Genomic DNA, 25,428 nt, shown 5'->3' with positions numbered 1-25,428 from the left:
TACGTGTATTGTAATGTGTTTGGGACCTATTGCTTTCAATGAGTTGAAATATCGGCTATGACCGTTTCAACATAAGTTTTTCCGTAGCTATTTCATCTTCTATACCACTGAAGTAGCTTTGAAATCCAAATTTTGTCAGTAATTTCCTGGAGGCAACATTGTCCGGATCTATTATACCCACAACATCTTTATTTGCATTGATATGTTTGGCCATTGCCAGCATAGATTCGCAGATTTTCGTACCGAGGCCCTTGCGCCAAAATTCCTTTTGAAGCAAATAGCCAATTTCAAAAACCGTCGGGTCTTTTTTATAGTTGACTAATTTGCAGTCACCTAAAAATAATTGGCTCTCGGAATCGATAACCTTAAAATAACCCAATAATGGATCCCTATTGATGTCGAGAATGAAAGCGAATTTTTTTTCGGCTTCCTCGGGTGTTAGTCCTTTACCTGAAATATATTTCATGATCTCATCCTCTTTGACAAGTTCTTTAAATAACATGAAATCTTCAGCTGTATATTTTTTGAATTCTAGTGTATTGTACATGGCTAATATGTCTTCTATACAAGATAAGGTTGTTTTTTTATTAAATCAAACTGTTTCGGTTCATATCATCATTTTTCTGTCTAATTTGTGATTGCCCCGATTAAAATATCGGAATTTAAGTTACATTGTCATTGTGCAATGAATACGGAAATTTATTTCCGGCAACAGGTTGGAATGATCAATACAAACAGGAACATATTTAACTCGTGAAACAATGAAGATAGCAGGATTATATGAAACACATATTCAGGTACGCAATCTGGAAGAATCTGTCAATTTTTATACAAAGGTCTTAGGGCTGCGGATTGCTCATCGTGATCCCAATCGGCCTATTGTCTTTCTTTGGGTCGGGACGGATAAGGAGTATATGCTGGGACTCTGGCAGGAGGAAGCAAATTTTCAGCCGCGGCATTTTGCTTTTAGAGCCAGTAAAGAGGATATCTTAAATTATGCTGTAGACTATCTCAAGGAACGGCATTTACAGCCTTATAATTTTTTGAAAGATGGGGTTGAAAAACCGATGGTATTTGCCTGGATGCCGGCACTGGCAATTTATTTTAATGATCCAGATGGAAATCAATTGGAATTTATTGCCCTATTGGAAGGTGAGGGGCGGCCGGAACTGGGTGTAATGTCCTATGAAGACTGGTTAAAGCAGCGGTAAAAAATTAGCGGCTATTTACTTGCCGCTAATTTTTTATGAAGTAACTGTTAACGGAACGGTTTTGAATGGATCAAGATTCGTCGTTAATCTTTTGATAATCTGGTAATGGCTTCGTCCCGCGTAGCAACAAAGTTGATCTTACGACCTTTATTACTTTCGTAGATGAAATCATTTAAACTCTTGCTGTTATAGACGGAGAAATCACCTACAATAGCGATGTCAAAATCGTACTGGGTGTATTTTTGCAGAATATCCCCGGCCAGCTTGGTTTTAAGTTCAAAAAAATCAGCTGAAATATTTTCTTGGTATAAGATCGCTTTGTATGCTTCTTGTGCACTACAATCTACCATGATCTGTAAACCATCATCGAGATTGTTGATGAGGATATCAGTGTCTTTTACTTCAGCGATATTTTTATCGTTTACTTGGATAAAGTCGATTTGCATAGTTGTAATATATTGAGTAGTAATGATTGTCTTTAAGCCTTAAAGATTGCCTTATCCGGCAAAATCTTTCATCATATCGATGGATGGGCAGAAGTACAGTGTTCCGCTCTGGGCTGTACTAAAGTCCAGGATACGGTCATAATTACCTTCAGGTTCACCAATAAACATGCGCTTTAACATCTGTGTCACGGTACTGAATTTACTGGCATAAGCAATAAAGTAGGTACCCATTTGATTATTGGCGATATTGCCAAAAGGCATATTGTCCCTGACGATTTTGAGATCATCGCCTACATTGGCTAAGGCTGAATGCGAATTGGCCGGTTTGACGTCATCCGTCATTTCAATATCATTGGTTTTACTTCGTCCAATAACCTTTTCCTGTTCGGATACTGGTAAAGCCCGCCAGCTTTTGATGTCATGGATGTACTTTTGAACAAAAAGGTAGCTGCCACCTTTATAGGCTTCATCCTCATTGCCAATAATACCAAAGAAAGCACGGTCTTCACCTGTCGGATTTTCGGTGCCGTCGACAAAACCTAAGATACTTCTTCCGTCCCAATAGCGAAAGCCGTGGATTTCTTCTTTGCAGTCAGCAACTGCTGCCAGTACATCGGAAATTTCGGCTGCCATGTCAATACAATAGCTTTGCTCTTCAGCCCGAATATGAAAATGGAGGTCACCAGAGGTAGCCACAGCGACATGTTTTTGTCCCACAATGGGCTCAAAAGGAACCAATTCTTTCGGTAATGGCTCCTGTAACGCTAATTTTTTCCAAGCGTGGTAACTGATTCCCATGACGATACTCGCTTTTAAACCAGTCGAACGCACCTGAGCCGAATTATTTAGATTGACAACCAGGGCACAGATCCGTTCAAATACCGGTTTCAGCTCTTTATTTTCCTGAAAATTCCATACCATGAAAACGGTATTGTTGCTGGGTGAATCGATAACATTCTGCGCTTGATTGTTCATAAAATATGGTGTTGAATGGACGTTGACAATACTACTAAGCTACACATAAATTTATTTCCAAACAGATCAAATTATTCTTCTGAGGTTGTTTTTTTGTATAATGACTGGATTTCTTCGATTACTAAAGTCGGATTATCGTAAAAGATGTGATGTTGTGCGTTCGGCTCCAAGATATACTTTCTGTTGTCCTTTTCGTCGGCAAACTTTTTTAATGCGGCAACAAATTTACTTCTATCGGGTTCTTCAAAAGGGCTAATTCCTGAGCCAATAATGGTCATTGGAATGGTTGCATGTGGCGCTATTTCGTGCAAAATGGCTGTTGAATTCTCGTAATTCATCGTCAAATGATAGAACCCTAAACTCTCTTTTTTGATCTCCTGAAGTCGGTCGGCATATTCAATCTTTAATGATTTTCCACGCTCCATTGTCATAAAATAAGGCGAGACAATATCTATCATCACCGCACCAAGTACCTTCCCCTTGTTTTCATCGGCAAATTTCAAGGTATAATTACCGCCAAAGGAATGTGCGACAAAGAAATATTGGTCGTGATAACCCAATTTATTCAGCGCCCTTTTTAAATCAGCGACTTCAGTTGATAGATTGACATTAACGGTATCTATACCACTTTTTCCGAAACCCGCCCGATCGTAGGTGATTAGTGGTGCACCTAATCTGGCTGATAGTGGGGCCAATAGCTGCTGCCATACAGAGGCATCGTTTCCGCCTCCTGATTCAAAAATGATGGGAGTTCCTTTTCCAGCTGTGATATTAAAATGTAAGCTATGCTGGCCAACACTGATCGTCGTATCTTTCGATTGCGCAAACAGGTCGAACGTGGCGAGTAACAGGAAAATAGAAAAGAAAATAGGCTGTATATGGATCATATTGAATTCATTAAATCTTAGCTCTTACATCATTCATTTTGAGCGTCATTGATAGGGCTTCTGTCTCGATCCAGTTGCTGTAATCTTCAATGGCTCTTAAACGCAGTTCATCTGTAAGATATCCTTCTATTACCATTTGTTGCGACTGGGCAACTTTGATCCAGATTCCAAGATTGGTCTGAAAATGATCATCGCCCCTTGTATAGGTCTGATCAGCATTGATCGTCTCAATGGCTGTAAATCCCTGTTGTTGGAGTAAAGTGGCGATTTCATCTGCCACACGATTGTTCATACCTGCGTCGGTACGCCATTTCAGAAAAGTTTGATAAAATTCCAGCATACTGGATGGAGGTGCTGGATTCCATTCGATCGCAGTATGGTTATAATCCAAAATCGAAAGTTGTCCCCCTGGTTTTAACCAGGATCTGAACCTTTTTAGTGCTTCAGGAATATCGCTTAGCCATTGCACGGTTCTTGCAGTCATAATCAGGTCAAACTGATGTGGTGGCTCATAACTGAAAATATTATCACAGACCAAGCTAAGATTGGCGGTATTAGCATAGTGTTGATTCCCGATATCAATAAAAGATTGGGTGTTGTCTAAACCAATGGCTATTCCCTCTTTAATAAGTGATGCGGCTTCATTCGTCAGTGTCCCTGTGCCACAGCCCACATCCAGAATAGTCAACCCCGGTTTTAGCAAAGGAAGGATAGTCCGGTAATCATTCGCGAGGGTTCGTCTTTCAAATATTTTATTTGCCTGCTGGTCTTTTCTGTCAATAAGTTTCTCTTTCATTTGATTGGTTTAGTATACTGTAAATATAATTTACTTTGGCAATGAAACAAAGCTGTTTTTTTGATCTTTCCAAGCTACCACTGGCAGGGATCATACAAATTCGTTACAAATCAATGCACTTTGGATCACAAATACAATGAGCCCAAGTTGAACTCCTAATTTAATGATCGCAAGTATATACGTCACAATTTGTTTGTTCGCGAACAAATTTATCACAGCGCTGTGATAAATTGAAAATAAAAAAATAAGGTTATAACCTATAAAAGCTCGTGATTATCGCTAAAAATCATCCGTGCGTTCAGAACGTAAGTTATTAAAGCGTATGTAAATGATGTGTTTTTTAATTCATAATTTTATTTTTAAACAAAATCCCTACGGACTTGTTAATATCCAAAACAACTATTTTATGAAGTATCTTTTTTCAATTATCTTAATTATCGTTCTCCTCCAAGGAGAGACTGATGCCTGCACCAGGGTGGTCTATAAGGGGCCGGATCAAACCGTTATTACAGCACGTAGCATGGACTGGAAGGATGATATAGCCGCTAATATTTGGGTATTTCCGCGGGGTATGCAAAGAAGTGGCGAAGTAGGCCCGCAATCGCTAACCTGGACATCACAATATGGAAGTGTGATTTCTAGTGCATGGGATATTGCGACCGTAGATGGGCTGAATGAAAAAGGACTAGTCGCCAATGTACTCTGGCTGGTCGAGTCTACTTATCCTAAATTTGATCCCGCCGGAACAAAAAAGGGGCTAGCGATCTCGGCCTGGGCACAATATGTACTTGACAATTTTGCGACGGTGGCTGAGGCGGTGAAGGTATTACAGGACGAACCTTTTGTCATTGTGAGTGATTATATTCCGGGTACCGAAAAGTTTACAACGGTACACCTGTCCCTCTCGGATGCAACAGGTGACAATGCCATCTTTGAATACATTAATGGAAAATTGGTTATTCACCACAATGCGGCATATACCGTGATGACAAATTCACCGGTATTTGAGGAGCAGCTGGCCTTAAACAGATACTGGCAGGGAATTCCGGGGACAATTATGCTTCCGGGTACCAATCGGGCTGCAGATCGTTTTGTGCGTGCTTCGTATTATATCAATGCTATCCCACAAACAGCGGATACACGAACCGCTGTCGCGAGTGTATTTAGTGTCATTCGTAATTGCTCTGTCCCATTTGGTATCAGCTCGGAAACTGAACCTAATATTTCCTCTACCCGATGGCGGTCAGTCGCGGATCAAAAGAATAAAGTTTATTATTTTGAGAATGTATTGACTCCGGGAACTTTATGGGTGGATCTTACTAAATTTGATTTGAAGAAGGGGGCTCCTACAATGAAGTTGGATTTAAAACAAGGAGTAGCAATTAATGGGATCTCAAATGGGCTATTTAAATCTGCCAACGCCTTTAAATTTATGGGTATATAGTAGCCGACTGGAAATATAAAAAGCAAATGGGGTGTCCGATATTTTTGGACGCCCCGTTTGCTTTTTTATTTGCTTTTCCTGCAGTCTCTTTTTCAAATACTCAATGCTCAGAAATGCTTTTAGATATAGATTAACTTGCCTTGCTTTTTATTTAACCGTGGTACCATCTGCGATTTCTTCATCGGCTTTACTGATGAGTCGCATGGTCGGACTAAGGTCACCAAAGACTTCGACCTGACCGTCAATGCTACGTCCTTTTTGCACCGGAACACGGCTTGTTTTGTTGTCTACAACGGCGATGACAAAACTGCCTTCACCGGAGGTAAAGACCGCTGTTTTGGGAACGACAAAAGTGCTATCCTGGGAAGTCAAAGGTAATTCAACTTCGGCAACCATGCCCGGAAGGAGCTTATTGTTTGTATTGTTAATGTCGATTTCAACTCTTTCAGATCTGAATCTGCTATCCAGCGCCCCGGATTTACGTGCGATCTTGCCTGAAAACTGTTGACCCGGCAATGACTTTACGGTAAACTGCAGCGGTTGATCTGCTGCCAGGAAGCCTGCGTATTGTTCGGGTACGGCAACGGCCAGGCGGAGCTTGCTCTGCTGTTGGATGGTCATGATGGGCATCTCCGAACCTCTGCCCGCTGGTCCGACATACGCCCCCTGATTGACATTACGTGTAGCGATAACGCCATCAAATGGTGCGCGTATTTCGAGGTAGTTCAGTAGGTTCTGTACCTCCGCATAGGCTGATTTTGCTGCCTGAAATTGAGCGAAATCAGCATTCTTTTTTGCTTCAGCGACTTCGAGATCCAGACGTGCTACGGTACCCTCAACTTTACTGGTTTCGAATAGTCTATCGTAGGTACTTTTAGTGGCCATGTAAATCGCTTCCTGCGACTTTAATCTTGATTTTGCTGCCGACAACTGTGAACTCAATTCTGGTGCCTCAAGTACAGCTAACAGCTGCCCGGCCTGAACCCGACTGCCAATGTCAACTTTTAATGCCCGTACATAGCTGCTCACTTTGGCATAAATTTCTACCTGTTGAAATCCACTGATCTCGCCGGGTATCTGCATTTTGTTTGTTAGTTTCTGTTTAGACGGCGCAAATGTTTCCATTACTGGACTTGCCGTTACCGCTGCCACTTTTTTGCTGTTTTCCTCAGCTGCGGACTGACATCCGGTTAAGTAGGCGAGTAGGCCTACTGCGGATAATATTTTTAGGAGATTGTGTTTCATGATAAAGGTTTTAATGCTGCGATATAATGTTTACTTTCTTCGTCTTCTGGATCTAAGGAGATCGATTGGGTGCTACTTTTCTCTTGTGCCCAAGCAAATATCAACGGTAAAATCACCAGTACGGCAAAAGTGGAGAAGAGTAAGCCTCCGATAACGGCACGTCCCAATGGTGATACTTGTTCACCACCTTCACCATGACCAATGGCCATTGGTAACATCCCGACAATCATGGCCAAACTGGTCATAATAATTGGACGTAGACGCAGGGAAGCTGCTTCACGTGCTGCTGCCAATGCATTTTGATTGTGCTTGCGAATATGCTCTGCATTGGTGATCAATAGTACCGCATTGGCGATGGATACACCCACAGACATAATAATACCCATATAGGATTGCATGTTGAGTGTTGAACCGGTCATTAAGAGCATCAGTAAGGATCCAAGGACAACTGCTGGTACGGTGGTGAGAACAACCAAGGATACTTTGAACGACTGAAAGTTGGCCGAAAGCATCAGAAATATCACAATAATTGCTACCGCCAGACCTGCCTGTAGGCTATCCATGGTTTCATTTAATACTTTTCCCAACCCGATTTGCTCCACTGAAAGACCGCGTGGAAGTTCGCCCAAAGCTTTAATACTACGTTGTACATCATTGGAGGCTGTTTTCAGATCCGTATGGTCGATATTGGCGGTGACAGAAATGTAGGGCATGGCACCTAGGTTGTCGTTCTCGCCATAAGTAAAGGAAGGTGTAATGGTCGCGATGTCACTCAAGATTGGCCGTGACGAATTTTTTAACAACGGAATTTCACCGATCTCTTTCTCGTCTTTCATTTTATCAATGGGAACCTGTACTTGCACATTGTAGGATAGCCCCGCTTTTTCATCAATCCAGGTATTTTTTTCAGTATAACGGGAGGACGATGTTGCCGCGATCAATGATCGGGTCACTTCTGCAAGGTCAATACCTAGCTGAGCGGCACGTACCCGGTCAATATTGATGTCATAGGACGGGTATTTGATGGATTGCGCTAGCTGCACATCCCTGAAATAGGGAATAGCTTTCAGTTCTTCGATTAATTTGCCCGCGTATTTTTCATTATTCTTTTTGTTTTTACCCGCTATCCGTACCTCGATCGGTGTCGGCGAACCTTGACTCAAGACTTTATCAGTGAGTTCGATCGGTTCAAAAGAAACCTGCACATCAGGAAGAGCGGCCTTGAGTCGCTTTCTGTATTCGTCGCGGAAACTGTCCATATCGTGGTGATAATCTTTGAGAGCGATCTGAAAAACGGCTTCATGGGGACCTGCCATAAACAGGTAGATCGGTGATACGGAGAATTGCCCGGGGTGTTGACCAATATAAACAGAGGATATGCTAATGTGTTCTTTACCGACCAGTTGTTCAAGCTCAGCTAATGCGCGTTTGGCCTTTTCTTCGGTACGTTCAATGCGGGTGCCTTCGACGGCACGCAGACGCATCTGAAATTGGCTCGAATTGACTTTTGGAAATACGTCCTGTCCAATCGTATTGAGCAAAACGAGGACCAAACTTATGGCACCAACCAGGTAGACGACGGTGATAATTTTCTTCTGCTTGAACAGTCGGTCGATCATTTTCATAAACCGATTTCTGAATCGTTCAAACAGGCTGATCTTGCCATCGTTGTTAAAATCTTCCCGTTCAACAAGAAGTTTCTTTTGATTCAGGGTATCTTGTTCGGATTCAATGGATAGACCTGTTTCGGCAAATTGAACTTCATCCGGATTCAGTCCTTTTGGATTTATTTTATGTGCACCGGTTTTGTGGTGATCTTTCATGAGCCAATTGGCCATGATCGGTACGAAAGTCTGTGACAGCAGGAAGGAGACAATCATCGAAAATCCGATGGACAAAGCCAGTGGTAAGAATAAGGATCCCGGAATACCTGTCATTGTAAAAGCCGGAGCGAATACGGCGAGGATACAGAGTAAAATCAGCAGCTTTGGCAGGGCAATTTCCTTACAGGCATCCCAGATGGCCAATGCTTTTGGTTTGCCCATATCCAGGTGCTGGTGTATATTCTCTATCGTGACCGTACTCTCGTCAACGAGGATACCGATTGCCAGTGCCAATCCGCTCAGAGACATTAGATTGATGGTCTGCCCAAATAGTTTCAGGAAGAGCACACCCGAAATAACCGAGATCGGAATCGTTAGGATAACGATTGACGCAGCTCTACGGTCGCCCAAAAATAATAAGACCATCAGACCGGTGAGTATTGCTCCGATAGCGCCTTCGGTGATCAGACTTTTGACGGAGTTGATGACATAGACGGATTGGTCAAATTCATAGGATAATTTGACATCCTCGGGCAAGGTATTCTGTATTTTTGGAAGTGCGGCTTTCAGATTTTGTACGACTTCCCAAGTGGAGGCATCACCGGCTTTGGCAATGCTGACGTAGACCGATCGTTTGCCATTGACGAGCGCGTAACCTGCCGTGACATCGGCACCATCTTTCACCGTAGCTATATCACCTAGATAGAGATTTTGTACTCCGCCTTTAAAAAGCGGGATTTTCTCAAAATCTTTTACATCCCGAATGGTGTTGTTGGTGGGTGTAATGTAGTTTTTATCTTTTATACGGACATTTCCGGCAGGTGCGGTCTGGTTGTTGAGTTTTAATGCTTCGACGACCTGATCGGGGGTCATGTTGTGACTGCGCATCAGATCGGGATCTACATTGACCTCGATGGTACGGGGACTGCCCCCAAATGGTGGCGGGGAAAGTAATCCCGGTATGGAGGTAAATGAAGCCCGAACATACACATTGGCCAGATCCTGCAGTTCGTTGTTGGAACGTTTATCACTGCTGAGTACAAGCTGCCCTACAGGGAGTGAAGATGCGTCAAACCGGATAATAAAGGGCGGTTGTGATCCAGGAGGAAAGGAGGCCTGGATACGATTAGCCAATGCACTCAATTCGGCTGCAGCCTGAGCCATGTTGGTGTCTTCGTAGTAGGAGATCTTCATTAAGGTCAGCCCCTGGATGTTTTTGGTCTCAATGGATTTGACCCCGTTGGCAAAAAGCAGGATATTGACGTAGTTTTTAGCAAAATAAGACTCCATCTGATCTGGAGAATAACCTCCAAAGGGGTGCGCAATATAAATAACAGGAAGGTTCATTTTGGGTAAAATGTCTACCTTGATGGTGCGTACTGCGCCTATTCCAAATACAATAAGTCCCATGACCAGTACAAGAATGGATATCGGCTTACGTAAGGCAAAACGTATTAAATTCATGCGGTGTTATTTATAGTTCTTTGTTGAAAATATCGAAATCTCCAGCTGCTGCGGCTTTCAGCAAAAGTGATTGCCACAGGTTGATATGGACGATTTCGCGATCTGTTTCGGCTCTATTAAGTGTGTATAGGGTTTGGGTGACATCCACAAGTGCCGCTAGACCGTTTTTGTACATAGCCATCTTTTGATTGTAGGCCTGTTGGGCGGCTGATACTTGTCGGGGGGCTTCGATATCGCTCTGTTGTGCTAATCTGATCTTAACGTCGGCGGCATCCAACTGTGCAACAAACTCTGCTGCGGTGGTTTGATATTCCTCCCGTAAAGCATCGTTGGTATGCCGTTGTGCGCTGATTTTTTTGTTGATTCGGGCGATTGTGGTTAAATTCCAATTGATCCCCAAGCCCAAAAGATAGTTTTGTCGGTTGGGACGGATACCATCCCAGTAGTTTCTTGTAAAGGCATGGAGGTCTGTTGTGTAATCGCTTTTGAAGCCAGAACCTCTTGCCTGGAAAACACCGAAAGCGGAGAGGGTTGGTAAAAATTCCTTGTTTGAAAGCTTCAGCTGTTGTTCGCCCACTTCAATCCGACTTTTGTAATATTGAAGTACCGGATTATTGTCTACCAAAGCTGGGTCAGTGCTCAGCAGCTGAGCCGGTGTTTTTGTTACCAGCGCAGTGTCAATCTGAAGGTCTGTTGCGTTGATCCCCATCAGTACCGTTAATTTGTTGTTTTGTTCCTTCACATTTTCTCCGGCCTGATTCAAACTGATCTTGGCACGGGATACCTCTGCCGAAGCCAATGTTGAATCGACACCGGGCAAAATCCCGTTTTTGGCTTTTGTCGCAGCGATGTTAAAGAATACCAGAGCGCGATCCAGGTTTTTCTGTTGATTTTTCTGGAGACGTTGGCTCGCCAGAAGATTCAGGTAGGCTGCGGCAATCTTGATCTTATGTTGGAATTGTTCTTGTTGAAGATCAATTTCCAGACGTTTGCTGTCCGCTTTGCTCAATTCAATGCGCTCTTTCCTACGGCCAAAGGTGTAGATATCCCAATTGATGTTGGCAAGATAAAGCGCTCCGAATGCGGAATTCCAATTTTGCTCCGGAAGTGCCGCACCCGAAGAAGCAACACCGAGTCCGCCAAATCCATACAGTGGACCATTCTGTCCATTGATGGTTCCATAGTCTTGTTGCGCTGCAACGGTCAAATTAGGCCAGAAGTCGCGTTTTACCTGTTCGTTGGTCTGTAGTGCTGACTGGACATAATACGCCTTTGCCTTAATAATTCCATAATTTGCAAGACCTTGGTCTACGGCATCACGGATGGTAAGCTTTTGTGCAAATGAGGTTGAGGTCGCAAGTGATACAGCCAATGACAACACTAAATTCAATTTCAGCATAGGTTATATATCATTTTATGGAAACGAAGATAAGACCATGCTTGCTGTAAAGTCCGTTTAAAATGATCTATAGCGTTTAAAAGTGACCAATTTAATTCGTCATTTATTTTTCGGTGGTTATAAACTTAATACTTTTACTTTGTAACAGATTTTTAACAAAACAAGGGATTATGAGAAAGGTGCTGGAGAATAAGATCATACAGGAAATTGCATTATTGATCTTTTCGTTTATCCTCTTTACGTTGAATGACTGGATCCTGATTTTAAGCTGGAAAGGTTTTTTAATGGGGGTGATCTATTTTTTGATCTTATATATCCATGCGCAGGTGAACCGTTTCTTTCTGCTGCCGCTGCTGCTGAAAAAGAATAAAGCTGTACTGTATGCGCTGTTCTCCATCGCAATGCTGCTGGTTTTTGCTCTCATTTTAAAAGAAATAACGGAAAATGTAATCTACAAAAATTGTTTTCTGTACAAAAATCTCGCTCAGAAAACATTCCATTATCAGGTCGGCGTATTATTGGGCTCGTTAATCTGTATTTTGGGCAGTATCCAATTTATTGAATTTTATCGCTTTCAGCGATTGAAAACACGACGGGAGCTGCTTTCTAACCAAACGCAATTGTCTAATTTGAAAAAACAGCTGAACCCTCATTTTTTGTTCAATACCTTAAATACCATCTATGGCATCAGCCTCAAATTTCCGGAACGTACTTCTGAACTGATTATCAAGGTATCGCAATTGCTGCGTTATCAAATGGAAAGTAGCGATAAGGAATTTGTGTCTATGGATGATGAGATTGACTTTATTTCGAGCTATATTGAATTGGAACGGGAACGCCTTGGGTATCGTACGAAGATTGACTTTGATTACCAGCGAGAGGAGGGAGTCAATTATCAGATTGCGCCAATGCTACTGATTACGTTTGTTGAAAATGCTTTTAAACATGGTACTTGTAGTATAGAAGATTGTTACGTAGGGATTTCCATCAGGATTGAAAAAGGGAACTTATATTTGCATGTGCGAAATTCCGTTCCCGTGAAAAAAAGGAACGTTTTTTCGGCAAAAATAGGTTTGGAAAATACGGTAGCACGATTGAAATTGTTATATCCTAACCGCTATCAGTTAAATACAAACGCCAGTAAAGAGGAGTTTGAGGTATCTTTAGTCATAAATCTTTAGCCATGGAGAAAAATCGTTGTATTGTGGTTGACGACGAACCAGCTGCACATTATGTATTGGTCAATTATATCGAAAGAAGCGCTGATCTGGAATTGGCTGCCCAATGTTACAATGCATTTGAAGCACTGGAATATCTGCGCAATAATAGGGTCGACCTGATTTTTCTGGATATTGATATGCCCGAAATCACTGGAATGGAGTTTCTGAAAATGTTGGACAATCCACCTAAAACAATACTAACAACAGCTTACTCGGAATATGCATTGGAAAGCTATGACTACGGCGTTATTGATTATTTATTGAAGCCGATATCTTTCCCCCGTTTTTTTAAAGCTGTTCAGCGCTTTCTTTCCTATACCGGTAGTCTGATCCCACAAGAGGAGGAACCAAAGACAATCAGTATCCGCATGGATGGACGGTTGATTGAGGTGAAGCTTGCTCAAATTGACTTTATTCAAAGTTTTGGTAATTATGTAAAAATCGTGACGCCCGCGCAGACCTATCTTACGGCCAGTACTACCCAGCAGATTTTAAAACAAGTACCTGCTTCCAAATTTGTCCGCATCCATAAATCCTATATCGCCTCGATCAATAAGGTCAGTAAATACGAGCATGGTATGGTGCAGATCAATGATATGAACCTACCCGTTGGGATTACTTTTAGAAGGGAATTACAAGAACGTCTCGGCAACAGATAAGATTACTCTTCCGATCGCACATGGGGCTGATGGAATACCGGGAAATTCATTGAATTTGCAATAAAGCAATACTCACTGGCTTTTTTGTGGAGGGCTATCGCTTTGGCGATCATTTCTGGTCGCTGTACACGGATTGAGGGGCTAAGTATGACCTCTTTAAAAAAGCCCTTGCCACTTTCCTCCTCCATCATTGTCCCTGTGGCATGGTCAATATACGATTCCACGATAATATTGTTGACCGAACAGAAATGAAGATACCATAGCATGTGGCAGGAGGATAGGGACGCAAGTAAGAGGTCTTCGGGATTGTGCTTGTTGGGATCCCCGCGAAATGCCGGATCAGAAGAACCCTGGATAATCACTTTGTCCTTTATGCTGATCTGGTGGCTTCTTTCGTAGTTCTTATAATGATCTGTACCACTGCCTAAATTGCCTGTCCATTCGACAGTCGCTTTATATTGATGTTCTTTCATCGAGAAATATTTTTAATAGCTAATCCGTTATGAAGTTATAAAATATCCGAAACATATTTCCAATAAAATCCGCTCGTCCATGGGGTTGCGCTGTTGTTGGCCATCCTCTATCCTGGCAGACCTCCTAGCTTTCTAAAGGGAATAAAACAATTGTCGGAAACCTTGGTTCGGATTTAGGGATAGACTATATTTGCTGTATATCAATCAGCATTATCCTATGGATCAAAAGCTATTAGCGGAGAGCATCCTGAATCAAATTGATCTTAATGCCCAAGAGAAGGAACTTTTCTTTTCTTTTGTCAAATTGAAAAAGGTCAAGAAGAAACAGGTTTTATTGTTGGAAGGGGATGTGAGCCGTTATGCTTTATTTGTCGTTTCGGGCTGTCTGCGCAGTTATTGTGTGGATGAAAATGGTAGTCCTTATATTCAGCAATTTGCTCCTGAAGGCTGGTGGATTGGGGATATGTATAGCCTTATTACGGGCAAGCCGGGGCATCTTGTTGTGGATGCAATATTTGATTCTGAAATCGCTATGATTGCCAAGGTGGATCTGAATAGGCTGTACAAAGAAATCCCGCAGTTGAATATTTACTTCAGAATACTTGCAGAAAACGCCTTGGTCTATTACCAAAGCCGTGCGATGGAAAACTTACGTTTGACCGCTAGGGAACGTTATGAACGATTTTGCACCCGCTATCCTAGCTTGATCGCCTGTTTGCCTCAAAAGCAGGTTGCAGCCTATATTGGCGTGACCCCCGAATTCTTAAGTAAGATGCTGAATCAATAAGGGCAGTTACCACTTTTCCTGTAGCAATGTCTCCAACTGACTGATTTCCTCCTGATACATTGTTTTCTTGCGTGTTCCAAAATAGAGGGTATTCTCCACAGGAGATTGTCCTTCCCAGACCAGTTTTATTTTGCCGGAAGCAATGGCTTCTGCACATAAAAAATCAGGAACAATGGAAAAGCCCTTGTTATTGCTGAGGCATCGTATAATAGAACTGATATTAGGTACAATGTAATTGGGACTGAAATCCGGATGTTCGCCAAAATGCGTTGACCAGAAATTCCTGAGATGATCCATATCCGCTGCGGTGCTGTACCATAGCTGTTTTTTTAATAGCATTGAGGCTTCCTTAATCTTGTTGTCGTGCAATAAGGCTTCTAAGTCCGCGGTGTCGGTCTGGCCACCCGCAATCAATACAATACGTTCTTTCGAAAAAGCCTGATAAATCAAATTCTGTTGATTACCCTTTTGTGGTGTAATAATTAAGTCAAGTAGCCCATTGTCCAGATCCTGTTGCATCTGCGGATATTCACCAAATTTAATGATCAGGTTAAAGGGGAGTTGTGCAATATGCTCCTCTAAGGTGTATTGAAAGGTTTCAAAACACATGCCGACACTGATGGTAATACGCTCATCCAGGGTACGTTTGTGAAAATGCTGCTCGCCTGTTTCAAGTTTCTTCAGTGGATCTATAATATAGTTGTATAGAATTTTACCTTTCTCCGTCGGTACCATCCTACGTGCGGACCTATCGAAAAGTTTGTGCCCGGTAAACGCTTCCAAAGAGTTGAGATGTAGACTCACACTGGGCTGTGAGATAAACAATTCCTGTGCCGCAGCAGACAGGGTACCGGTCTCATAGATCGCTTTAAAAGTGCGGAGCCATTCTAAGTTCCATTTCATATCTATTATTTTAATGATACAAATGTACAATTTAAATTATTTGTATTATCTATAATAATGATAGAAATTTGTGTTATCAATAATAAAAATTATAGAAATGAATATATTTATTATCAATGGCGGGCAGGAATTCGCACACTCAGGTGGTTCTTTTAATACCACAATTACGAATTGGACGATACAAACTTTAGTTAAAAACGGATTTGAAACGCGTGTGACAAATGTAAACGATGCATTTGATCCAATGGTAGAAGCAGAAAATTTTAAATGGGCGGATATTATCGTGTATCATTTCCCTGTATGGTGGTTTCAGGTACCTAATCGTCTGAAGCTTTATATCGATGAAGTTTTTACCGCTGGACACAATAATGGAATCTATCGGAGTGATGGTCGTTCACGCAAGAATCCCGCAATCAATTATGGTACCGGTGGATTGATGCATGGGAAAAAGTATTTTGTGACCTCGAGCTGGAATGCGCCAGATACTGCATTCACCATGGAGGGTGAGTTTTTTGATCAACATTCTGTTGACGAGGGGGTTCTGTTCGGTTTTCATAAGATGAATCAATTTGCGGGACTGGAAAGTATCGGAAGTTTCCATTTTCATGATATGGAGAAGGGGGCAACGCAGGAACGTGTAGACAATTACGAAAAAGAGTATAAAGAATATCTGGAAGAAGTATTTTATTTTGAGAATCAATTATCATGAGGATTTATATAACCGCTATTTTAAAAGCAAATCCGTTGTATCGAGATGAAGTCAGGGCTACATTGCAACATATGGTCCAAGAAAGCCGCAAAGAAGCCGCTTGTATGCAATATGACCTACATCAGACGACAGACGATGAGAATCAGTTTATCTTTTATGAAATTTGGGAAAGCCGCGCGGGACTGGAACACCACAATCAGCAACCTTATATCCTGGCATTCGGACGCATGGCGGAGGAGAAGTTGCAAGAGACGCCGCAGATTTATTTAATGGAGAGGATAGCCTGACACTATTTTGGTAAAGTCAGGGGACTGGGTGAAGGATAAAATGGACTGTTATTAAAAATATTCGGATCATTCGTGTTTGCGTTGTCAGCGACAAGCTGCTATTTATCAACACGAATGATTCTATTGGTCCCTTGTTCTACGCCAATGGTCAGCTTATTTCGCTGCTTTAAACTCTTTTGTAAAAGGCTTAACTCATCTTTTCGTTCACCATTTTTGGTGTCTAACCAAAAAGAAGCGGCCATCATACCGATCTGTATCCTATAAACTGAATCCTGATCAGGGACGACCTGTTCAATGACCTGATTTTCATACCAGATCAAATTCTCGTCATTCTTTTTAACAGAACAGGAGAATAGCACAAGACCTACGATTAATAAGATGCTTCCGCTCAAAAGATACCTAAGTTTAAAATCCATCTGCATGTTGTTTGATAACTAAATCTACATTTTTTTCTTTACCTCAGCGCTAAAATATTGTATAAATCTGATGTTTGATGAATTATTTTTACCAATTAAATCCTACGAGGTGAATACAGATTACAGTTGATGTCTATTGCGTGTTTGGGTTCCTTACTTGTGCGGTCTCTTTCAAAAGCTATTTTTTCTTATACCGATAGGTAGCTTCTAGATGATCAAGAAATTGAAATAGCTTATAGTTCATTTCGGTATAGTCGTAACCGCGGATTTGATCCGGGGTCTGGACAAACCTGTGCGCCTGGCTTTTGTGCAAAAGATCTTTTTCTGCTTTGATCAGCAGTTCAACAACTTCTGCATTGAGTTCCATATGGCATTGGAAACCGTAGACCAAATCGTTGTATTTTACAATCTGTCGCGGGCAACCTGCACTGGTCGCGAGTACCTGACTGCCCGGACTGAGCCCCGGCATGTCATTATGCCAATGACCGACAGCAAGGGATTTGCCAAAATGCTGTATTTTCTTGTCCTGTAAACCGTCTTCAGTCAGTTGGATCGCAAAAACGCCTATTTCTTTTTCCGGACTCGGTTCGTAGGTTGCTCCTAGCGCCTCACCGATCAATTGTGCTCCCAGACAAACGCCGATGACGGCTTTACCAGCATGGATGCATTGCTTAATCAATGCAATTTCAGCAGGTGCATCATAATAGGGATATTCTTGTGGAGACGAATCTGGACTTTGGGGCCCACCCATAATAACCAATAGGTCTATCGTCACGCTATCTTGCGGTAGCGTTTCATTTTGATATACCCTAGAGAAACTCGTTTTATGTTGTCGTGATAACGCCCATTGTAAATAGGCTCCTGGAGCTTCAAAATCTTCATGTTGGATAAAATGCACATTCATAAGCTATATTTATAGATCAGATTTTCTATTCCATTAAATTCTCGTTCCAATAGTAATTATCGGGCGTATTTCGCTGTCCGAATATTGCTGTGCCTACCCGCACAATAGTTGCGCCCTCTGCAATCGCAATGTCCAGATCTCCGCTCATTCCCATGGATAATTCTTGCATTGTCACGTTCGGGATGTCGAGCCTGATAATTTCTTGTTGAATCTGTTTGAGCAACTGGAAACACTTACGCACTCGGTCAGCCTCGGCACTCAGCAGACCGATCGTCATCAGGCCTTTTATATGTAAGGTATTGAAAACCGAAATCTGCCTGACAAGGTCAATGACCTGATCTGGAGCAGCACCATATTTACTCTCCTCGTAAGATGTATTTACCTGAATGAGTATATCTATTGTTTTATTTTCGGCTGTGAGCCGCTGATGGAGCTTTTGAGCTAAATCGAAGCGATCTATGGAATGCACGCAGGAAACATTATACTTAAGGATTTCTTTGATTTTATTGGTCTGCAAGTGTCCAATAAAATGATTGCTGTGTGGAATCTCTTTCAGATCTTCGTATTTCTCCTTTAGTTCCTGCACCTTGTTTTCGCCAATTAAGGTCTGTCCGGTTTGTAAAGCGATTTTTATGCGCTCTGCTGCGACAGTTTTTGTTGCGAGCAATAATTTTACTTCTTGTGGGTCTCTGCCGTTTTTTTGGCAAGCTTCTTTGATCCGATGCCGTACAGTATTTATATTGTCGATAATGGTTGAATTCATTTTTTTGAATTAATTGTTGGTCCAATTTTTTTTCATCATAATATCGGTTTGTTCATCATCACCCAATCTGAAAATATGTTTATCGAAGGCGACAAAGCCATTTTTTTGATAAAAACTGATTGCACGAAGATTTTCCTCCCATACCCCCAACCAGATGAACCGAACATTTTTTAACCGGGCAATATCCAATGCTTTTTCATAAAGAAGCTGTCCTACTTTTTTTCCATGAAATTCTTGTAATACATAGATACGTTCTATTTCCAGTGCATGCTCATGTTGTAATTCTGTTTGCGCCTGTTCACTGTTTATTTTGAGATAGCCAATGACCCTATTATCGAGTTGCGCAAAATAAAACTCCGACCCTTGATTGCTCAATTCAGCCAATAGTGTTTCATTCGAGAATTTTTCCGCCATGTATTTCGTCATATTATCTGCTGTATTGGCTTCAGAAAATGCCTCGATAAAGGTCTGCTGACTTATACTTTGCAATAGATCAATATCAGTCATTTTCACTTTGAGAATTTTTATGTTTATTGAATTTTTGTCCATGTGAATCTGTGTAATAAATTAAGACTGTAAGTTTCTGATAGATTTAGCGATGCTCTTTTCGACAGAATTGCCCCCTTTCTCTAAATGTGTAGCTATACGTTCCCTTTCGGCGGGCGCTTTGTTCTGACTAATCTTTTTTTGCCCCTGTAGATCCGTTACCTCCAGCTCAAAGGCAACAATACCTCGCATCATGCCTTTTTTAAAACGATCGGACAGTCCTTGCCATTGGTTTAAATAAGCACTGTCGTAGGTCTTGATCATTTGTTCAAGCACTGCTATCTTTTCGTCCTCATTGTTTATAATCCGTGCTGTTCCGTAGGCATGTACAGCGATATAGTCCCAGGTTGGGACGCTTTCCTCCTTGTCGTAATGCATGGGGGATATGTAGGCATGTGGTTCCGAAAAAATAACCAACGAAGTGTTTTCTACAATATAATTGGCTTGCTCATTTGCAACAGCAAAATGCGAACTTAAAAAGAGCTTATCAGCATGTTCGTTGATCTGAAAAGGAAGTTGCGTCGCTATCGGAATATTGTTTTTAATGGATACAATCGTTGCAAAACTATATTCTTTCATAAATGCAAGCTGTTCCCTATAGTCTTCAAATTGAAAATGTCTGGGTACGTACATACAAGGGTGTTTTTGTGATTACAACAAAAATAGGGCTAAAGTGATTGGAGTAAATGGTCCAACTCCAATAAAGTGGCTGGTCCAGTGACAACACTATACGCATTCTCGTGAGGTTGAGTGGCCGGACGGTACTGTCGCTGCCGAACTGATGTATGTGTTGATTTTATAATGGTCAGCTAACAAGGCCTATTTTATTTTACCTTGTTAGCTGGCAAATTTTTTAGCGCCACCCACACAGAGTATGACACCAATGGTAACGAATAGCATCCCGATATTGACTTCTTCGTGAAGCAGACTGGCGGCTAAGATGAGACCAAAGAAGGGTTGAAGGAGCTGGAGTTGACCAATAGCAGCAATTCCACCCTGGGCTAATCCTTTATACCAAAAGATAAAACCGATAAACATGCTAAAGAGGGAGACATAAGCAAGACTTGTCCAAGCTGCAATACCTACGTTTGCCACCGTTGTTGGAAGGAAAATAAAAGTCAGGGGCAGAACCACCGGCAATGAAAACACCAATGCCCAGGAAATTACCTGCCAACCGCCCAATGTCTTTGAAAGCTTGCCCCCTTCGGCATACCCCAGTCCACAAAGAATAACAGAAAATAACATCAGTATATCTCCGACGGGGGAGGAAGATATGCCTTGCTTGAGCGCATATCCAACTACCAAAAGACTGCCAAATATCGAAAAGATCCAGAATACCGGGCGGGGACGTTCGCTACCACGAATGATACTAAAAACTGCGGTCGACACAGGAAGTATACCTACAAAGACAATGGAATGTGCGGAGGTCACATAACGTAGGGCCAGGGCGCTCAATAGGGGAAAGCCAATGACTACACCCAAGGCCACAATACCAAGGGACAAAAACTGTGTTTTTTGAGGAAATTTCTCCTTATTGATCAATAATACGATCAGTGCAAGCATGCCTGCGATGGTAGCGCGGGCTACCGTTACAAAGAACGGATCCAAATCTAAGACTGCTATCCGTGTCGCTGGCAGTGAGCCACTAAATATAATTACACCAAGTAAACCGTTTAGCCAACCGTTTGATGATTTTGTCTCTCCTGTATGAATGCCCATTGTCCTGTGATCTAAATTTTGATACAAATCTCGTGAATAGTTAAGGTTGAGTACAGTTACAGTTTTTGTTTAATTGATGGATACAGTTATATTTACACAATGGGAAAAGACTTTTTGTACAGTGTTTTGGCGCAAAATATAGCAAGTAAAATAAAAAATGGTGTTCTCAGGCCCAATGAACGGTTACCATCCGTGCGTATGTTGAGTAAGGAACATGGCATTAGTATGAACACAGCTAAGCGGGTATTTCTCGCGTTGGAAGCGCAATCACTAATTTATTCGATACCACAGTCGGGGTATTTTGTTAACGCATTGAATCAGCACAAATTACAGCTACCCGAAACAGGTCAAATACAGCTTATGGCGGATAGTGTTGAGCCCAATGAGCTGATCAGTAATGTCTACGCGAATATGGGCCGTAAAGACCTCACCTTGTTTTCCATCGGTGTTCCCTCAGGGGACTTACTGCCTTTAGCGAAATTAAAAAAGGAAATTGTACTTGCAAGCCGGGTATTAGATGCTGGTGGCGCTGAATATGAATCTTTACAGGGGAATTTGAAATTGCGGAGGATGGTAGCAGCGCGCTCCCTGGGTTGGGGCGGGGGATTGACAGCGGATGATGTTATCACAACGAATGGCTGTATGCACGCTTTGTCGCTCTGTCTGATGGCGTTGACCAAGCCGGGAGATACCATTGTGCTGGAGAGTCCCTGTTATCCCGGTATTTTGCAGTTGGTCCTAAGTTTGGGATTAAAAGTCATTGAATTGACCTGCGATCCAATGTCAGGAATTGATATCCATGCCCTTGAACGTCTATTGCCCAAAATCAATGTTTGTCTGCTTGTACCAAATTTCAATACCCCATTGGGCTATTGTATGCCTGATAAAAATAAAAAGGAAGTGGTCAGGTTACTCGCCAAGTATGCTATTCCGCTGATTGAAGATGATACCTATGGCGATATCTATTTTGGCCGCGAACGTCCCAAATGTTGCAAAACATTTGACGAAGATGGTAACGTGCTATGGTGTGGCTCGGTATCAAAAACATTGGCCCCCGGCTACCGGGTGGGCTGGGTTGCGGCAGGTAAATACAAGGATCAGGTGCTCCGTCTGAAATTAATCCATGCCTTGTCGTCGACAACATTGATTCACGAGGCGGTGGGTAATTTTTTAATGACCGGGAGATATGATCATCATCTTTATCATCTTCGGAAAACATTGCTGGAAAACTATCAACGATTTGCCAATGTGATCGCGGAATCTTTTCCGGAAGGGACGCGGATCAGCAGACCCCAAGGAGGATTGGCATTGTGGGTAGAGTTGCCAAAAAGCATTGACACAACAAAGCTTTACAACTACGGATTAAAAAAGAAAATAAGTATTGCTCCGGGAAGAATGTTCACCCTTCAAAATCAATTTCAAAATTGCATGCGCCTTTGTTTGGGACTACCTTGGACAAATGAACTGAGATTTGCCCTCGTTCAATTAGGGAATTTAGCAAAGATGATGCAACATGCCAATAAAACTGATAAAGAAATCTAGGGTAGCTCTTATGTATGCGTTTTGAAGATGGCTGAATTGGCGCCGGGAAGATCGGGGAATACAAGGGAGGACCGGCTGCAATTTGATATAAATTGCATATAAATTGATACGAAGCGGCTGCTGAATGTCAGTTATTCCAACGTTATTTGTTGTTAAGCGTATTTTTTTTTGAAGCATGTATAATGACTCTTTTTTATGCCTGAAAACAGCTACGTCGCTAATTTTATCAAAATATATGATTAAACCCTTTAAAAAACCTATTTTTAAGATGAACAAACTCGGAAAAGTGAGTTTTTGTTGCTTGCTGGCTTGTATATCAAGTTTTTTTGATGCGCAGGCACAACAACGAAAAGCTCCAGCCTATCCATTGATTACCCATAATCCAAACTTTAGTATCTGGTCAATGACGGATCAGCTGAATGCTTCGACCACCAAACACTGGACGGAAGCGGATCATTCACTGCTCGGACTGATCAATGTTGATGGTCATATCTATCGTTTTCTTGGGAAGGAGGAACCCAGTTATAAAACGATTCTTCCTACGGCGGAGGATCAGCCCTTTACTGTACAATATACTGAGGCTAAACCGGCGGGAGACTGGCAGTCTTCTTCTTATCAGGCCAGTGACTGGAAATCAGGTGCTGCCCCCATAGGAGATGATCAAAGACATGTCAAGACGTTGTGGAAATCAGATGATATCTGGGTGCGCCGTGCCTTCAATGTGACCGACCCGCAACGCATCAACCAACTCTTCCTGAAATTGAACCATGACGATAACGTGGTGGTATTTTTAAATGGAAAAAAAGTTTATGAAAAAGCAGGTTGGACAAATAGTTTTCAATACCTGCCCATAAATAAATCTGATCTCAAAGCTGGACAGAATCAGATTGCTGTCCACTTACGAAATACTGCTGGCGGCCGTTATCTTGACTTTGGCTTGGTCGATAAGCTTAAAGAGAGCGGGCCTAAAATACAGACTGCCGTACAGAGGGATGTGGACGTAACAGCCACGCGTACCATATACAACTTCCAGGCGGGCAATGTTGACCTGAAACTGACCTTTACATCGCCGCTATTAATGGATGATCTCAATCTATTGGCTAGACCTGTATCCTACATTACGTATCAGGTAAAGGCAAATGATGGAAAGCAACATGCTGTTAAAGTCTTTTTAAGCGCGGCATCCAATATCGCGGTGTATAAACCATCACAAGAGGTCGTTGCTGAAAAATATGAGACTGACAAATTAGCTATTTTGAAAGCAGGAACAGTCGAACAACCTATGTTGCAAAAAGGAGCCGATGATATGCGTATCGACTGGGGGTATTTTTATGTCGCTTCCCCAAAAGCGGATCAAGCCCAACAGTTTGTAAGTCCAATGGCAACGGCAGTGGACGACTTTAGAAAAGGGAATACGAAGTCAACAAGTACAAGGGGAACGGCATTATCATTGAATACGATCATTCCTTTTGGGAAAGTGGGCAACAAAGAAGTTGAACGTTTTGTTGAACTTGGGTATGATGAAATTTATGCAATCCAATATTTCAAAAAAGATCTGCGGCCCTGGTGGAATAATTCGGGTAAGGAAACCATCGAAAATCAGCTCACCTTAGCGGCCAATGAATATCGTTCCGTGATGGACAGGTGTGTTGCTTTCGACAAGGAGGTCTATGCCGATGCATTGAAGTCTGGTGGAAAGGAATATGCCCATTTAACAACATTGGCTTATCGGCAAAGTATTGCTGCCCACACGCTGGTAAAAAGTCCACAGGGCGAATTGTTGTGGTTATCAAAGGAAAACAACAGCGGTGGCTTTATTAATACCGTCGATGTCACTTATCCATCTGCACCTTTATACTTGATCTATAATCCGGAATTGTTGAAGGGCATGTTGACTGGTATCTTTTACTTTAGTGAAAGCGGCAAATATCCTCACCCCTGGGCGGCACATGATTTGGGGACATATCCATTGGCCAACGGGCAGACTTATGGCGAACCGATGCCTGTTGAAGAGTCTGGAAATATGATTATTTTAACGGCAGCGATTTCGAAAGTACAGGGGGATGCAAGCTATGCAAAGAAACATTGGAAGACGCTTACCACTTGGGTAGACTATCTTGCAAAAGATGGTTTTGACCCTAAAACACAATTGTGTACGGATGATTTTGCCGGTCACCTTGCCCGCAATGCAAATTTGTCGGTGAAGGCCATCGTGGGGATTGCCTGTTATGCACAGATGGCCGAAGCGATCGGTGAAACTGAGACTGCCAAGAAATATCGTGCCATCGCCGAGGAAATGGTGCCAAAATGGATGGAAATGGCCGATGCTGGAGACCATTATGCGCTGACATTTGACAATAAAAATACCTGGAGCCAAAAATATAATCTGATCTGGGATAAAGTGTTGGGACTAAATTTGTTCCCACAGAAAGTCTATAATACGGAAATCAAATATTACCTCACCAAACAAAGCAGATTCGGAATTCCGTTGGATAGCCGAAAAGCGTATACAAAAAATGACTGGATTTTGTGGACTGCAACATTCGCACCGACACGGGAAGAATTTGAAGCTTTGGTACACCCGGTTTACAACCATGCGATCCAAACAGAATCACGTGTTCCACTAAATGATTTTTACGATGCGAATACAGGGATACGTGAGAATTTTAAAGCACGTAGTGTCGTAGGCGGTTTTTATATGAAGCTCTTATCGGATAAACTTCAGCGAAAATAAGCGGCGAACATACCTTAATTCAAATTAAGTTTTTTATAAAAGAGCTCGGCATTCCACCGGGCTCTTTTCCTTTTCG

At 42.1% G+C, this 25,428-nt stretch carries 25 protein-coding genes; 9 read left to right on the top strand and 16 right to left on the bottom strand.

Going from position 1 to position 25,428, the window contains the following annotated elements; all coding sequences use genetic code 11:
- Positions 1–55: 55 nt before the first annotated feature.
- Positions 56–547, bottom strand: coding sequence for a GNAT family N-acetyltransferase (locus tag B4G94_RS14560; RefSeq protein ID WP_286859730.1), 492 nt, complete (start codon positions 545–547; stop codon positions 56–58).
- A gap of 214 nt (positions 548–761) precedes the next feature.
- On the opposite strand from B4G94_RS14560, the gene B4G94_RS14555 reads away from it, so the two are divergent.
- Positions 762–1,211 carry a VOC family protein gene (locus B4G94_RS14555; protein ID WP_286859729.1) on the top strand — a complete coding sequence of 150 codons (450 nt, stop codon included), beginning with the start codon at positions 762–764 and terminating at the stop codon, positions 1,209–1,211.
- Positions 1,212–1,294: 83 nt separating this feature from the next.
- Here B4G94_RS14555 and B4G94_RS14550 read toward each other — a convergent pair whose 3' ends face one another.
- From B4G94_RS14550 to B4G94_RS14535, 4 genes are all read right to left on the bottom strand, one after another.
- Positions 1,295–1,657: a DUF4180 domain-containing protein gene (locus B4G94_RS14550; RefSeq protein ID WP_286859728.1), complete on the bottom strand. Its 363-nt coding sequence runs from the start codon at positions 1,655–1,657 to the stop codon at positions 1,295–1,297.
- Positions 1,658–1,708: 51 nt separating this feature from the next.
- Positions 1,709–2,632, bottom strand: a complete 924-nt coding sequence (locus B4G94_RS14545) for a Dyp-type peroxidase (protein WP_286859726.1) — start codon at positions 2,630–2,632, stop codon at positions 1,709–1,711.
- A 71-nt stretch (positions 2,633–2,703) separates the two neighbouring features.
- Positions 2,704–3,519 carry an alpha/beta fold hydrolase gene (locus B4G94_RS14540; RefSeq protein WP_286859724.1) on the bottom strand — a complete coding sequence of 272 codons (816 nt, stop codon included), beginning with the start codon at positions 3,517–3,519 and terminating at the stop codon, positions 2,704–2,706.
- 10 nt (positions 3,520–3,529) lie between these two features.
- Positions 3,530–4,315, bottom strand: coding sequence for a class I SAM-dependent methyltransferase (locus B4G94_RS14535; protein WP_286859723.1), 786 nt, complete (start codon positions 4,313–4,315; stop codon positions 3,530–3,532).
- Positions 4,316–4,721: 406 nt separating this feature from the next.
- On the opposite strand from B4G94_RS14535, the gene B4G94_RS14530 reads away from it, so the two are divergent.
- A complete protein-coding gene (locus B4G94_RS14530) occupies positions 4,722–5,759 on the top strand; it encodes a linear amide C-N hydrolase (RefSeq protein ID WP_286859722.1) in 1,038 nt (345 codons plus the stop codon).
- A 147-nt stretch (positions 5,760–5,906) separates the two neighbouring features.
- Here the strand turns inward: B4G94_RS14530 and B4G94_RS14525 are convergent, their stop codons facing one another.
- Genes B4G94_RS14525 through B4G94_RS14515 form a run of 3 tightly spaced genes read right to left on the bottom strand, consistent with a single transcriptional unit; the run spans position 5,907 to position 11,690 of the window.
- Positions 5,907–7,004: an efflux RND transporter periplasmic adaptor subunit gene (locus tag B4G94_RS14525; RefSeq protein WP_286859721.1), complete on the bottom strand. Its 1,098-nt coding sequence runs from the start codon at positions 7,002–7,004 to the stop codon at positions 5,907–5,909.
- Positions 7,001–10,291 (bottom strand): efflux RND transporter permease subunit, encoded by a 3,291-nt coding sequence (locus B4G94_RS14520; RefSeq protein WP_286859719.1) that lies wholly within the window; start codon positions 10,289–10,291, stop codon positions 7,001–7,003. Before B4G94_RS14520 ends, B4G94_RS14525 begins: the two co-directional genes overlap by 4 nt.
- 10 nt (positions 10,292–10,301) lie before the next feature.
- A complete protein-coding gene (locus tag B4G94_RS14515) occupies positions 10,302–11,690 on the bottom strand; it encodes a TolC family protein (RefSeq protein WP_286859717.1) in 1,389 nt (462 codons plus the stop codon).
- Positions 11,691–11,860: 170 nt separating this feature from the next.
- On the opposite strand from B4G94_RS14515, the gene B4G94_RS14510 reads away from it, so the two are divergent.
- A complete protein-coding gene (locus B4G94_RS14510; protein ID WP_286859715.1) occupies positions 11,861–12,871 on the top strand; it encodes a sensor histidine kinase in 1,011 nt (336 codons plus the stop codon).
- Between the two features lie 2 nt (positions 12,872–12,873).
- Positions 12,874–13,569: a LytR/AlgR family response regulator transcription factor gene (locus tag B4G94_RS14505; RefSeq protein WP_286859713.1), complete on the top strand. Its 696-nt coding sequence runs from the start codon at positions 12,874–12,876 to the stop codon at positions 13,567–13,569.
- A gap of 2 nt (positions 13,570–13,571) precedes the next feature.
- On the opposite strand, the gene B4G94_RS14500 is transcribed toward B4G94_RS14505, so the two are convergent.
- Positions 13,572–14,042, bottom strand: a complete 471-nt coding sequence (locus B4G94_RS14500; protein ID WP_286859711.1) for an OsmC family protein — start codon at positions 14,040–14,042, stop codon at positions 13,572–13,574.
- A 217-nt stretch (positions 14,043–14,259) separates the two neighbouring features.
- Between B4G94_RS14500 and B4G94_RS14495 the strand changes: the two genes are divergently transcribed.
- A complete protein-coding gene (locus B4G94_RS14495) occupies positions 14,260–14,829 on the top strand; it encodes a Crp/Fnr family transcriptional regulator (RefSeq protein ID WP_108632830.1) in 570 nt (189 codons plus the stop codon).
- A gap of 6 nt (positions 14,830–14,835) precedes the next feature.
- Here B4G94_RS14495 and B4G94_RS14490 read toward each other — a convergent pair whose 3' ends face one another.
- Entirely contained in the window at positions 14,836–15,732 is an 897-nt protein-coding gene (locus B4G94_RS14490) for a LysR family transcriptional regulator (protein ID WP_286859709.1), read from the bottom strand.
- A gap of 97 nt (positions 15,733–15,829) precedes the next feature.
- On the opposite strand from B4G94_RS14490, the gene B4G94_RS14485 reads away from it, so the two are divergent.
- On the top strand, positions 15,830–16,441 hold the full coding sequence (locus B4G94_RS14485; RefSeq protein WP_286859707.1) for an NAD(P)H-dependent oxidoreductase: 612 nt from the start codon (positions 15,830–15,832) through the stop codon (positions 16,439–16,441).
- Entirely contained in the window at positions 16,438–16,728 is a 291-nt protein-coding gene (locus B4G94_RS14480; RefSeq protein WP_165305891.1) for a putative quinol monooxygenase, read from the top strand. Before B4G94_RS14485 ends, B4G94_RS14480 begins: the two co-directional genes overlap by 4 nt.
- Positions 16,729–16,826: 98 nt before the next feature.
- On the opposite strand, the gene B4G94_RS14475 is transcribed toward B4G94_RS14480, so the two are convergent.
- The 6 genes from B4G94_RS14475 to B4G94_RS14450 all read right to left on the bottom strand — a co-directional run bounded on the left by B4G94_RS14475 (position 16,827) and on the right by B4G94_RS14450 (position 21,076).
- Positions 16,827–17,144: a hypothetical protein gene (locus B4G94_RS14475; protein ID WP_146190990.1), complete on the bottom strand. Its 318-nt coding sequence runs from the start codon at positions 17,142–17,144 to the stop codon at positions 16,827–16,829.
- 178 nt (positions 17,145–17,322) lie between these two features.
- The gene (locus B4G94_RS14470; RefSeq protein ID WP_286859705.1) at positions 17,323–18,048 is read right to left on the bottom strand and encodes a glutamine amidotransferase-related protein; all 726 of its coding nucleotides are present in this window, start codon (positions 18,046–18,048) and stop codon (positions 17,323–17,325) included.
- Between the two features lie 25 nt (positions 18,049–18,073).
- Positions 18,074–18,811 (bottom strand): YggS family pyridoxal phosphate-dependent enzyme, encoded by a 738-nt coding sequence (locus B4G94_RS14465; protein WP_286859703.1) that lies wholly within the window; start codon positions 18,809–18,811, stop codon positions 18,074–18,076.
- Between the two features lie 9 nt (positions 18,812–18,820).
- Positions 18,821–19,318 carry a GNAT family N-acetyltransferase gene (locus B4G94_RS14460; protein WP_241255008.1) on the bottom strand — a complete coding sequence of 166 codons (498 nt, stop codon included), beginning with the start codon at positions 19,316–19,318 and terminating at the stop codon, positions 18,821–18,823.
- Between the two features lie 60 nt (positions 19,319–19,378).
- Positions 19,379–19,990 carry an FMN-binding negative transcriptional regulator gene (locus tag B4G94_RS14455; RefSeq protein ID WP_108632822.1) on the bottom strand — a complete coding sequence of 204 codons (612 nt, stop codon included), beginning with the start codon at positions 19,988–19,990 and terminating at the stop codon, positions 19,379–19,381.
- Between the two features lie 204 nt (positions 19,991–20,194).
- Positions 20,195–21,076 (bottom strand): DMT family transporter, encoded by an 882-nt coding sequence (locus B4G94_RS14450; protein WP_286859700.1) that lies wholly within the window; start codon positions 21,074–21,076, stop codon positions 20,195–20,197.
- A gap of 99 nt (positions 21,077–21,175) precedes the next feature.
- Between B4G94_RS14450 and B4G94_RS14445 the strand changes: the two genes are divergently transcribed.
- Together B4G94_RS14445 and B4G94_RS14440 are read left to right on the top strand one after the other, a co-directional pair.
- Positions 21,176–22,618: a PLP-dependent aminotransferase family protein gene (locus B4G94_RS14445; RefSeq protein WP_286859699.1), complete on the top strand. Its 1,443-nt coding sequence runs from the start codon at positions 21,176–21,178 to the stop codon at positions 22,616–22,618.
- A 268-nt stretch (positions 22,619–22,886) separates the two neighbouring features.
- Complete coding sequence (locus B4G94_RS14440) at positions 22,887–25,352, top strand: glutaminase family protein (RefSeq protein ID WP_286859697.1); 2,466 nt, start codon at positions 22,887–22,889, stop codon at positions 25,350–25,352.
- Positions 25,353–25,428: the final 76 nt, after the last annotated feature.

The organism is Sphingobacterium sp. UBA7625 (assembly GCF_002484085.1).
Taxonomy (GTDB): Bacteria; Bacteroidota; Bacteroidia; order Sphingobacteriales; family Sphingobacteriaceae; genus Sphingobacterium; species Sphingobacterium athyrii.
Note: the sequence above shows the minus strand (reverse complement) of the source record. Positions and strands in the feature narration are given on the sequence as shown.

Coding starts and splice junctions, on each gene's coding strand:
- B4G94_RS14560 (WP_286859730.1), bottom strand. CDS start 547: ATGTACAATACACTAGAATTCAAAAAATATACAGCTGAAGATTTCATG.
- B4G94_RS14555 (WP_286859729.1), top strand. CDS start 762: ATGAAGATAGCAGGATTATATGAAACACATATTCAGGTACGCAATCTG.
- B4G94_RS14550 (WP_286859728.1), bottom strand. CDS start 1,657: ATGCAAATCGACTTTATCCAAGTAAACGATAAAAATATCGCTGAAGTA.
- B4G94_RS14545 (WP_286859726.1), bottom strand. CDS start 2,632: ATGAACAATCAAGCGCAGAATGTTATCGATTCACCCAGCAACAATACC.
- B4G94_RS14540 (WP_286859724.1), bottom strand. CDS start 3,519: ATGATCCATATACAGCCTATTTTCTTTTCTATTTTCCTGTTACTCGCC.
- B4G94_RS14535 (WP_286859723.1), bottom strand. CDS start 4,315: ATGAAAGAGAAACTTATTGACAGAAAAGACCAGCAGGCAAATAAAATA.
- B4G94_RS14530 (WP_286859722.1), top strand. CDS start 4,722: ATGAAGTATCTTTTTTCAATTATCTTAATTATCGTTCTCCTCCAAGGA.
- B4G94_RS14525 (WP_286859721.1), bottom strand. CDS start 7,004: ATGAAACACAATCTCCTAAAAATATTATCCGCAGTAGGCCTACTCGCC.
- B4G94_RS14520 (WP_286859719.1), bottom strand. CDS start 10,291: ATGAATTTAATACGTTTTGCCTTACGTAAGCCGATATCCATTCTTGTA.
- B4G94_RS14515 (WP_286859717.1), bottom strand. CDS start 11,690: ATGCTGAAATTGAATTTAGTGTTGTCATTGGCTGTATCACTTGCGACC.
- B4G94_RS14510 (WP_286859715.1), top strand. CDS start 11,861: ATGAGAAAGGTGCTGGAGAATAAGATCATACAGGAAATTGCATTATTG.
- B4G94_RS14505 (WP_286859713.1), top strand. CDS start 12,874: ATGGAGAAAAATCGTTGTATTGTGGTTGACGACGAACCAGCTGCACAT.
- B4G94_RS14500 (WP_286859711.1), bottom strand. CDS start 14,042: ATGAAAGAACATCAATATAAAGCGACTGTCGAATGGACAGGCAATTTA.
- B4G94_RS14495 (WP_108632830.1), top strand. CDS start 14,260: ATGGATCAAAAGCTATTAGCGGAGAGCATCCTGAATCAAATTGATCTT.
- B4G94_RS14490 (WP_286859709.1), bottom strand. CDS start 15,732: ATGAAATGGAACTTAGAATGGCTCCGCACTTTTAAAGCGATCTATGAG.
- B4G94_RS14485 (WP_286859707.1), top strand. CDS start 15,830: ATGAATATATTTATTATCAATGGCGGGCAGGAATTCGCACACTCAGGT.
- B4G94_RS14480 (WP_165305891.1), top strand. CDS start 16,438: ATGAGGATTTATATAACCGCTATTTTAAAAGCAAATCCGTTGTATCGA.
- B4G94_RS14475 (WP_146190990.1), bottom strand. CDS start 17,144: ATGGATTTTAAACTTAGGTATCTTTTGAGCGGAAGCATCTTATTAATC.
- B4G94_RS14470 (WP_286859705.1), bottom strand. CDS start 18,048: ATGAATGTGCATTTTATCCAACATGAAGATTTTGAAGCTCCAGGAGCC.
- B4G94_RS14465 (WP_286859703.1), bottom strand. CDS start 18,811: ATGAATTCAACCATTATCGACAATATAAATACTGTACGGCATCGGATC.
- B4G94_RS14460 (WP_241255008.1), bottom strand. CDS start 19,318: ATGACTGATATTGATCTATTGCAAAGTATAAGTCAGCAGACCTTTATC.
- B4G94_RS14455 (WP_108632822.1), bottom strand. CDS start 19,990: ATGTACGTACCCAGACATTTTCAATTTGAAGACTATAGGGAACAGCTT.
- B4G94_RS14450 (WP_286859700.1), bottom strand. CDS start 21,076: ATGGGCATTCATACAGGAGAGACAAAATCATCAAACGGTTGGCTAAAC.
- B4G94_RS14445 (WP_286859699.1), top strand. CDS start 21,176: ATGGGAAAAGACTTTTTGTACAGTGTTTTGGCGCAAAATATAGCAAGT.
- B4G94_RS14440 (WP_286859697.1), top strand. CDS start 22,887: ATGAACAAACTCGGAAAAGTGAGTTTTTGTTGCTTGCTGGCTTGTATA.